General features: G+C 56.2%; 2 protein-coding genes. Both read left to right on the forward strand.

Features of this window, described 5'->3' with window-relative positions:
* Positions 1–142 precede the first annotated feature (142 nt).
* A complete protein-coding gene (locus tag A8M77_RS35965; protein ID WP_143694924.1) occupies positions 143–979 on the forward strand; it encodes a hypothetical protein in 837 nt (278 codons plus the stop codon).
* A gap of 20 nt (positions 980–999) precedes the next feature.
* The coding region (locus A8M77_RS34955) for a hypothetical protein (RefSeq protein WP_202820703.1) at positions 1,000–1,383 on the forward strand (384 nt) is incomplete at its 3' end.

Here is a 1,383-nt window from a genome sequence, read left to right on the forward strand (position 1 = left end):
CCTGGGACGCGTACGCCCGCACCCCCGGATTTGGCAGCGTCAGCGTGCGCCTGGACAACGCCGTCGTGACCGTCGGCTGTTCTCGAGGGCTGGCGCGCTGCTGTGTCCGCAACGCTCGCCGTTGCCAACGGAGCCGAGTCTGATGAAAGCACGCATTCCGCGCTGCTGGTGGCCAGCATTCCTGCTGGGCTTGAGCCTGTTCGTGAGCGCCTGTGGCAATGGCCCTGGTACATCTCGCCTGAGCGAACAACAGGTCAAGGCGCAGGCCATGTTCGCCGAGCGCTGCAAGACGGCGGGCGAGAAGATTTACAAAGTTGTGGAAAACGTGGAGGGGATCTATCTGCTCAAGTTGCGGCCCGACGGCATCAATCGTGGAGATCAGTTCACTTTGGATGATCCTTACGGGAGCGATCTATCAGGTGAGCGCTACATCGTGAGCTTGCTGAAGGGGAGCTACGAACACAATCTCAGATCATCTGAGAACTCATTGCCTCCAAACAAAGGCTATGCCTACGTAGAAGCCATCGACACCAAAGACGGGAAGCGATACAGATACACAGGCGCAAAGAAAGCAGTCCGTAAGAAAGATGTGAATGCGCCAGCAGTGCAATTTGAACTCAAGCGTAACCCGAGCTATGACCTGAACATCTATGAGTTCGTACTCGAAAAAACCCCTGTCGTTGGTCCTGTGCCGCGCTATGGCGTGACCTACGACGACATTTCCACACGAGAGGAGCGCGAGCACTGGATTGCTGGAAGTTCGCTCAAAGTGATTGATCTTCAAACAGATGAGGTGATCGCTGAGCGTGTGGGCTACATGTTGGATTGGGCGCAAGGCAGCAGCGTAGCAGGCCGTGCGCCATGGCTGATGGCTGCCGACAATGCTTGCCCGTCATTTGCTCCCCGGCACGGCTTCACGGCACAACGCCGGCAGACACAGAGATTTGTAGAGAAAGTCCTCAAGCCATCAACGAACTGAAATAAGGGAAGGAAAAGAACATGACTACCGCTACCGCTCCAACCGTCGCTGACTACCTCAAATACGCCGATCTTCAGATGGCGGCTGAGGCATTCCTTCGCAATGAAAAAACTGGAGCTACGTCCTACTTCGGATCTGACTTGATTGAAGCTCTTATTCAGGGAAACGGTCATGCCAGCCGCTTCACCGAAGTACAAGCCACCGAATTCGAGAAGCACTGGGAAGTCTTAGACCAGCAACCCAACACACTAACCGGCTTCAGCGGCACCCTGTTCCGCAACAAGGACACCAACGAACTCGTCATGTCTTTCCGCAGTACCGAGTTCATCGACGATGCCGCCCGCGACAACCAGGCCACCAACGCCCTGGAGATCGCAGCCACCGGCTACGCCTGGGGCCAGATC

It is taken from the genome of Variovorax sp. JS1663 (assembly GCF_002157355.1).
Lineage (GTDB): Bacteria > Pseudomonadota > Gammaproteobacteria > Burkholderiales > Burkholderiaceae_C > Variovorax.

What these genes read in the sequence shown, in the direction of transcription:
- A8M77_RS35965 (WP_143694924.1), top strand. Translation starts at nt 143, where the DNA reads ATGAAAGCACGCATTCCGCGCTGCTGGTGGCCAGCATTCCTGCTGGGC.